Genomic DNA, 7,027 nt, shown 5'->3' on the forward strand with positions numbered 1-7,027 from the left:
GGGGGGCCCCCCCCCCTGGGGGGTTGGGGGGCGCGCCTAACCGGGCCCGGCGCCCGGGGTACCCCCCACGGGGGGGGCCCCCACCTCAAAGCAGCCGCTCCAGCCGCCCCGGTCGATCAGCCGACGGGCAGGCCGCGTGCGCGAAGGAACGCTTGCGCTTCGGCGGCGTCGTGTTCGAACCAGGCGCGGGTGGAACCCAGCCGGTAGGTGTAGCCCCAGCGGTCCATGTCTTCCATGAGGCGTGCGGAACCGACCGATGGCAGCTGGCCGGCGAGGACGATCTGCAGGTAACAGGTGGCGTCTTCTTCCTCGATGGAATCGGTGGCGTCCGTGTGCACCAGCGCGCGTTTCTCCTCGGGAAGCACGAGAAGGTGACACGCTTCGTGGAGCAGGGAGTGCACCGGCGTGTCGGCACGCGCATAGACCGTCGTGCCGATGATGCCGGCTTCGGTATCGCCCCAGAAACTGCCGGGAATGGCTTCGCCGTCGGCGATGGCCACGAGTGCGAGGCCATGCCGTTCGAGCAGGCTGCGCGGTTCGTCGAAACCGATCTCGCCGACGCGCAGGACGGCGTCGGCGGGATCGGTGCCGGGCGGCGTGACCGCCCCGGCCGGATGGTCGCCCATGGGTGGATCAGCTGGCCGAAGCGGCCGGTTTGCCCACGGCCTTGCCATCGGGCAGGGCGACGGAAAGCTCCAGCACCTCGTGGCCACTGTCGCGTTCGAGGCTGACGTTGACCGCCTCGACATCGACGTTCACGTACTTGCGGATGACTTCGAGCAGCTCGTTGCGCAGCAGCGGCAGATAATCGGGGCCACCGCGCGTGGAGCGCTCCTGGGCGACGATGATGCGCAGGCGTTCCTTGGCCACGCCCGCGGTCGCCTCGGGCTTGCGCTTCAGGAAATCGAGGATACCCATGCTCAACCTCCGAATACGCGCTTGAGGAAGCCCTTCTTGACCGGCTCGAGGAAGCGAAGCGGACGCTCTTCGCCGAGGATGCGGGCGACGGTGTCCTTGTAGGCGGCGCCGGCGTTCGAGTTGTCGTCGAGGATCACCGGCACGCCGGCGTTGGACGCGGCGAGCACGTTTTCCGATTCCGGGATGACGCCGACCACCGAGATGCCGAGGATTTCCTCGACGTCCTTGACGCTGAGCATCTCGCCGGCTTCGACGCGATTGGGGTTGTAGCGGGTGAGCAGCAGGTGCTGCTTGATCGGCGCTTCACCCTTTTCGGCGCGCCGCGTCTTGCTCGAGAGCAGGCCGAGGATGCGGTCGGAGTCGCGCACGGAAGAGACTTCCGGATTGACCACGACCACGGCGTGATCGGCGAAGTACATCGCCAGGTGCGCGCCCTTCTCGATGCCGGCCGGCGAGTCGCAGACGACGAAGTCGAAGTTTTCCTTGGTCAGTTCGTCGAGGACCTTCTCGACGCCTTCCTGGGTCAGGGCGTCCTTGTCGCGTGTTTGCGACGCGGCGAGCACGAAGAGGTTCTCGTGGCGCTTGTCCTTGATCAGCGACTGCTTGAGGGTGGCTTCGCCGTGCACGACATTGACGAAGTCGTACACCACGCGGCGCTCGCAGCCCATGATGAGGTCGAGGTTGCGCAAGCCGACGTCGAAGTCGATGACGGCCACCTTCTTGCCCTGCATGGCGAGGCCGGTGGCGAGGGAGGCGCTGGTGGTGGTCTTGCCGACTCCGCCCTTGCCCGAGGTGACGACGATGATTTCAGTCAAGAGATGTCTCCGAGTGTTGCCAGCGACGGCGGCCGTGTCACAGCCGCGCGATCATGAGTTTTCCATTGTCGAGCCAGCATTGCACGGGCTGGCCTTCGAATTCCTTGGGCATGTCTTCGAACACGCGGTAGTGCCCGGCGATCGCCACCAGTTCGGCGCGGAAGTCGGAGCAATAGATACGTGCGGATTCGTCACCCTGCGCGCCGGCCATGGCGCGGCCACGCAGGCTGCCGTAGATGTGGATGGAGCCGTCGGCGATGACCTCGGCGCCGTTGGCGACGGTGGCGGTCACCACGAGGTCGCGGTCGCGGGCGTAGACCTGCTGGCCGGAGCGCACGGTGCTGCCGCCGTGGTGTTGCGCGGTGACGGTGCCGCCGCTTTCGACGGCGGGCTCGGGCGATGCTACGCCGCGCTTGGGTTCCGCCCGGGCCTTGGCCGGTTCGGCCGGCGGCGTTTCGCCGTGGCCGGGCTCGTATTGCGCGCGGAACTTGGCGATCAGGGGCAGGCCCATGCGCTCGGCGAGGGCTTCGGTCTCGCTGGTGCCGTAGGCGATGCCGACGGGCAACATGCCGGCGCTGCGGATGGCTTCGAGCAGGGCATCGACCATGCCGTCGTCCGGCAGTTTCGAAAGATGCGAGAGATCGAGCACCACCGCGGCGCGGGAGAACATCTGCGGCGCGGCGCGCACGCGGCGCTCCAGTTCCTCCACCAGGGCGGCGGCGTCGACGCGGCGCACACGCACGCAGGCGATGCCGACCTGGCCGAAACGCAGGTCGCAGGCCGCTTCGAGGGATTCGGCGCGGGCGTTCACGCGGCCACCCCCGCACCGTCGATCGGACGGTGGCGTTCGGCCAGCCATTCCACGGCGGGCAGGCCACCCTGCTCGAGGTAGCGCTCGCGCACGAAGGGGAAGCTGGGCAGCTCGCGGGCGAGCAGGCTCACCTTGGGTCCGGTGCGGCCCATCTTCTGCTGGCCGACTTCCTGGAAGCCCATGGTGCCGTGGAACAGCACGGTCTGGTCGTTGCGTGGTTCGAGGAAGACCTCGCAGGTCAAAAGCGGCACACGTACCTCGGCATAGCTCTGCACATCGCAATAAAAGATCCGGCCCAGCCCATGACCGCGCGATTCGGACGCGATCACGATGCGATCGATGTACACGAAGCTTTCGTAATGGGCCTGGAACCAGCGGAAGTTCGGGCTGGCGTATTCGGCGTCGGGACGCATGGCGATCAGGAAACCGAGGATGCGGCCATTCTGTTCGGCGACACGGAAGTAGTGGGCGATGTCGTAAAGGTGACGCAGGCGGGCGAGGTCCGTGGCGAGGATGCCGGTGCCTGCCTCGTTGTTGAGTGCCAGCACGGCATCCAGGTCGTGCTCGCACACGTCGCGGATGGCAAGGGCCATTCGTTGCTCCGCTTGAGTGTTCTGGAAAAAGACGACCCCCGGGCCGTCGAATGCGCGGCATTATGGCACGCTCCGGCCTCGCCGGGGAGCGCCGCGTGGATGTAAAACCGTTGTAAAGCCGGTGTTTGCCGTGGACGCGCACGTGACTTCAGCCAGGTGGTGCGGGCCGCGTGAAGCCCTATGATGCGGGCATGTCCAAGGTCCAGTTCAATCACGTCCGCCTGCTCAGGTACGCCACGTACTTCGTCTTCCTGTGCGTCGGGCTGCCGTTGTCGATGCAGCGCGCCGGCCACGAGCCCGGGCAGATCGGCGACGTGGCGTTGCTGTCGTGGACGGCCTGCTACCTCGTTTTCGGGCTCGTGTACTGGCTGCTCACCCGCAACCTCGGTTCGCGCGTGGACGGCGCGACCCGGGTGGCCGTGTTGGTGATCCTCACCGGCACGGCGCTGGCGATCGGCGTGCTGAGCAAGAGCGGCGTGGCGGCCCTGCTGCTGATCATCGTGGCGACGGTGGTGCCATGGCTGGTCAGCCTGCCGATGGGCATCGCCTGGATGGTCGTGGCGCACCTGGCCCTCGTGCCTGTGTTCCTGGAGGTGCCGGGCTTCTCGTTCATCCAGTCGTTGATGCAGGCCTGCCTGTATTTCGGCTTCTCGGCCCTGGTCTTCATCACCTCGATGGTCGCCAGCCAGCAGGCCGACGAGCGCGAGGAACTGCGCCGGTTGAACTCGGAACTGCGCGCCACCCGCGCCTTGCTGGCGGAATCCACCCGCATCGCCGAGCGGATGCGCATCGCCCGGGACCTGCACGACCTGGTCGGCCACCATCTCACGGCCCTCAGCCTGAACCTGGAAGTGGCCAGCCATCTCACCAACGACACCGCCCGCGAGCACGTGCTGAAGGCACAGAGCACCGCCAAGCAACTGCTGGCGGACGTCCGCGAGGTGGTGAGCGAACTGCGCCAGGACGATGCCATCGACCTCACCCAGGCCTTGCGCAGCCTCATGGAAGGGGTGCCCGGCCTCGACGTGCGGCTGAGCGTGCCGCCACGCTTCGGCGTCGAGGACCCGCGCCGGGCGCAGATGTTGCTGCGCTGCGCGCAGGAAATCCTCACCAATACCGTGCGCCACGCCAACGCGCGCCATTTGTGGCTCACCTTCCGCCATACCGGCCCCGACGAACTCTGCCTCGACGCCCGCGACGATGGCCGGGGCAGCGGCGAGTTCCGCCCGGGCAACGGCCTCACCGGCATGCGCGAGCGCCTGGCCGAGTTCGGCGGCAGCGTCACCTTTCGTACCGACCCCGCCGGCGGTTTCGCGCTGACCGCGCGCCTGCCGCTGGGCGAGGAATCCACCCTGGCGCACGCGCCGCCGAGGCCCGTCCTCGATCCCTTGCTCGACGACGAGCCCAGTGACGCGTCGCGTGCCAAACTCTCCGTTCCTTCCGAGGATCTCCCATGATCTCCGTCTGCCTAGTCGACGATCAGAACCTGGTTCGCCAGGGCATTCGTTCCCTGCTCGACCTCGCCGGCGACATCCGTGTCGTCGCGGAATGCGCCGATGGCGCGCAGGCGGTGCAGACCATCCCCCAGGTGCGGCCGGACGTGGTCCTGCTCGACCTGCGCATGCCGAACATGAGCGGTCTCGAGGTGCTCCAGGCCCTGGGGGGGCGTAACGAACTGCCGCCGACCATCATCCTCACCACGTTCGACGACGACCAGCTGGTGCTGGCCGGCCTGAAGGCGGGCGCGCGCGGCTATCTCCTCAAGGACGTGTCGCTCGACCAGCTGGTGGAGGCCGTGCGAACGGTCGCGGCGGGCGGCTCGCTGGTGGCGCCGATGGTGACCCAGCGGCTCCTGGCCGGCGTGGGCCGGATCCAGAACCAGTTCTCCAGCCTGGAACAGCCCGACCCGCTCACCGAACGTGAGACCGAGATCCTGCGGCTGCTCTCGGGCGGCTACAGCAACAAGGAAATCGCCAATTCCCTGCGGGTGGCCGAGGGCACGGTGAAGAACCACGTCTCCAATATCCTTTCGAAGCTGGGCGTCCGCGACCGTACCCGCGCCGTCCTGAAGGCCCTGGAGCTGGGAATCGTCTGAGTCCGCGCTGACTGTTCGGTACGAAGCCCGCCACTCCGGCCGAAAATCCGCTTGTGCGCGCTTGCGAAAAAGGGCAGGGGACCCAATGGCGTTCGCCGCCGCGAGCAAGTACCATCGGCTCTTTCGGCGCGGGCGAACCCCTGCCACGGGCCGATTCTTCAGGGGTGAGCGCACGGCGTCCATGGCCGCGCGTGGAACCTGTTCGTAAGACGTTCGGAGAACCGTGGAATGACGCGTCTGTTAGAATTTATTGTCGCCCTCGTCATCGTCGCCGTACTCGGTGTCGTGGTCGGCGTAGCTATGCCCTCGACTGGACATGTCGAGCGCGAAATGCTGATCAGCAAGGACTTGCGTCAGGTTTACGACGTTTTCAGCAACTTCCGCCGCTTCCCTGACTACACCGTACTGCGGTCGTTCGACCCCAAGGTGCAGTTCGAGTTGTCCGGCAAGGCCTATGGCCCCGGTGCCAAGATCGCCTGGAAGGCCGGCGACCCCAAGGTCGGCGACGGCTCGCTGGAGATCGCCTCGATCGATCCGGGCTTCGCCCAGATCTCCGATGCGGGCAAGGGCACCATCGTCTGGAACCTCGACAACGCCTGGCGTGGCGAGGACAAGAAGTTCACCATCAAGCTTGAGCGCACCGGCCGCAGCCAGAAGCTCGTGAAGGTGAACTGGTCGTACGACGTCTCGTACGGCTTCAACCTCATCAGCCGCTTCTCCAACCTCTATATCCACGGCGATCCGGATGCGCTGATCCAGTTCAGCCTGTCCAACCTGCAGAACCTGATGGCGGCGATCCCGAACATCGACTACAGCAAGATGGTGCCGTCGATCGCGGACCAGCCGGCCAAGCCGATCCTGTTCGTCTCCACCACCGCCCCGCGCACGCTCGACGATGTCGACACCGCGTCGGACAAGGCAATGGCCGAGATCCAGGCCGCGGCGAAGAAGCTGGGCGTGAACATCGTCAGCCCGCGCATCACCTTCACCACGAACTGGGGCGACCAGAACTACACGTTCGACGTCGCCGCCGAGATCGATTCGACCACGCTGAAGCTCAACGGCCAGGACGTCGAGATCACCGCCGCCCAGCGTCCGTCGCTCGACGCCGCCGCGCCGGCCGAGGCTTCGACCGCCGCCGCGCCGGCCGCCGCCGATTCGGCCGCGCCGGGTAGCAAGGACAAGTACGGCCGCATCGTCGTCGATGGCAACGTCAAGGCCGTGCTCGCCTTCGGTGGCAAGGCCCTCAAGGCCGAGTGGAACGGCACCGGTGCCGGCCTGCCGCAGACCCGCCAGATGCTGGCGGCCTACTCGCAGACCCATGGCTACAAGTACGACGACGTGACCTACCGTGCCTACGACATCCAGGTGAAGGCGCCGGTGAACAACAAGGGCACGATCGAGGGCTACGACGAGCAGAAGTTCGAGATCTACCTGCCGCTGCAGGGCGACGTGCCGGATCAGACCCCGGAACAGGAAGCCGGCATGAAGCAGCCGAGCCTGGAGGAAGCGGCTCCCGCCGGTTCGTCCACGGCTCCCGCGCCTGCCGTCACCGCGCCGGCTCCGGCCAGCACGGCCGCCGCGCAGTAAATCGCGCTGACGCGAAGACGGAAGAGCCCCGCCGGAAACGGTGGGGCTTTTTTTATGGTTCTTCGTGGAAGTCCAGGAACGCGGTTTCCGTGTGAAACACCCGGTGCAGCATGTGGCGAGCGGTGCTCTTTCCCACCAACCCGCCTCCGTGTCCAGAGAGCTGCCGGGCGCCACCCTCGGCGCGACATTAGGAGCCGAGGACGGG

Annotated in this window: 8 protein-coding genes; 3 read left to right on the top strand and 5 right to left on the bottom strand. The window is 66.9% G+C overall.

Going from position 1 to position 7,027, the window contains the following annotated elements; genetic code table 11:
- Nucleotides 1–116: 116 nt before the first annotated feature.
- From ACR9ZJ_RS18415 to ACR9ZJ_RS18435, 5 genes are read right to left on the bottom strand one after another with little or no spacing between them, the layout of a single operon-like run.
- Nucleotides 117–626 carry a hypothetical protein gene (locus ACR9ZJ_RS18415; protein ID WP_481288580.1) on the bottom strand — a complete coding sequence of 170 codons (510 nt, stop codon included), beginning with the start codon at nt 624–626 and terminating at the stop codon, nt 117–119.
- A gap of 7 nt (nt 627–633) precedes the next feature.
- Complete coding sequence (gene minE, locus ACR9ZJ_RS18420; protein WP_481288581.1) at nt 634–918, bottom strand: cell division topological specificity factor MinE; 285 nt, start codon at nt 916–918, stop codon at nt 634–636.
- A gap of 2 nt (nt 919–920) precedes the next feature.
- Nucleotides 921–1,733, bottom strand: a complete 813-nt coding sequence (gene minD, locus ACR9ZJ_RS18425; RefSeq protein ID WP_371023387.1) for a septum site-determining protein MinD — start codon at nt 1,731–1,733, stop codon at nt 921–923.
- A 37-nt stretch (nt 1,734–1,770) separates the two neighbouring features.
- The gene (gene minC, locus ACR9ZJ_RS18430) at nt 1,771–2,544 is read right to left on the bottom strand and encodes a septum site-determining protein MinC (protein ID WP_481279523.1); all 774 of its coding nucleotides are present in this window, start codon (nt 2,542–2,544) and stop codon (nt 1,771–1,773) included.
- On the bottom strand, nt 2,541–3,137 hold the full coding sequence (locus ACR9ZJ_RS18435; protein WP_481279524.1) for a GNAT family N-acetyltransferase: 597 nt from the start codon (nt 3,135–3,137) through the stop codon (nt 2,541–2,543). Before ACR9ZJ_RS18435 ends, minC begins: the two co-directional genes overlap by 4 nt.
- 191 nt (nt 3,138–3,328) lie before the next feature.
- Here ACR9ZJ_RS18435 and ACR9ZJ_RS18440 point away from each other — a divergent pair, with 191 nt between their 5' ends.
- The 3 genes from ACR9ZJ_RS18440 to ACR9ZJ_RS18450 all read left to right on the top strand — a co-directional run bounded on the left by ACR9ZJ_RS18440 (nt 3,329) and on the right by ACR9ZJ_RS18450 (nt 6,822).
- The gene (locus ACR9ZJ_RS18440) at nt 3,329–4,594 is read left to right on the top strand and encodes a sensor histidine kinase (RefSeq protein WP_481282668.1); all 1,266 of its coding nucleotides are present in this window, start codon (nt 3,329–3,331) and stop codon (nt 4,592–4,594) included.
- Nucleotides 4,591–5,232: a response regulator gene (locus tag ACR9ZJ_RS18445; RefSeq protein WP_306849782.1), complete on the top strand. Its 642-nt coding sequence runs from the start codon at nt 4,591–4,593 to the stop codon at nt 5,230–5,232. Before ACR9ZJ_RS18440 ends, ACR9ZJ_RS18445 begins: the two co-directional genes overlap by 4 nt.
- Nucleotides 5,233–5,460: 228 nt before the next feature.
- Entirely contained in the window at nt 5,461–6,822 is a 1,362-nt protein-coding gene (locus ACR9ZJ_RS18450; RefSeq protein ID WP_481288582.1) for an SRPBCC family protein, read from the top strand.
- The last annotated feature ends 205 nt before the right edge of the window (nt 6,823–7,027 follow it).

It is taken from the genome of Luteibacter sp. KNZ12-1A (assembly GCF_056755675.1).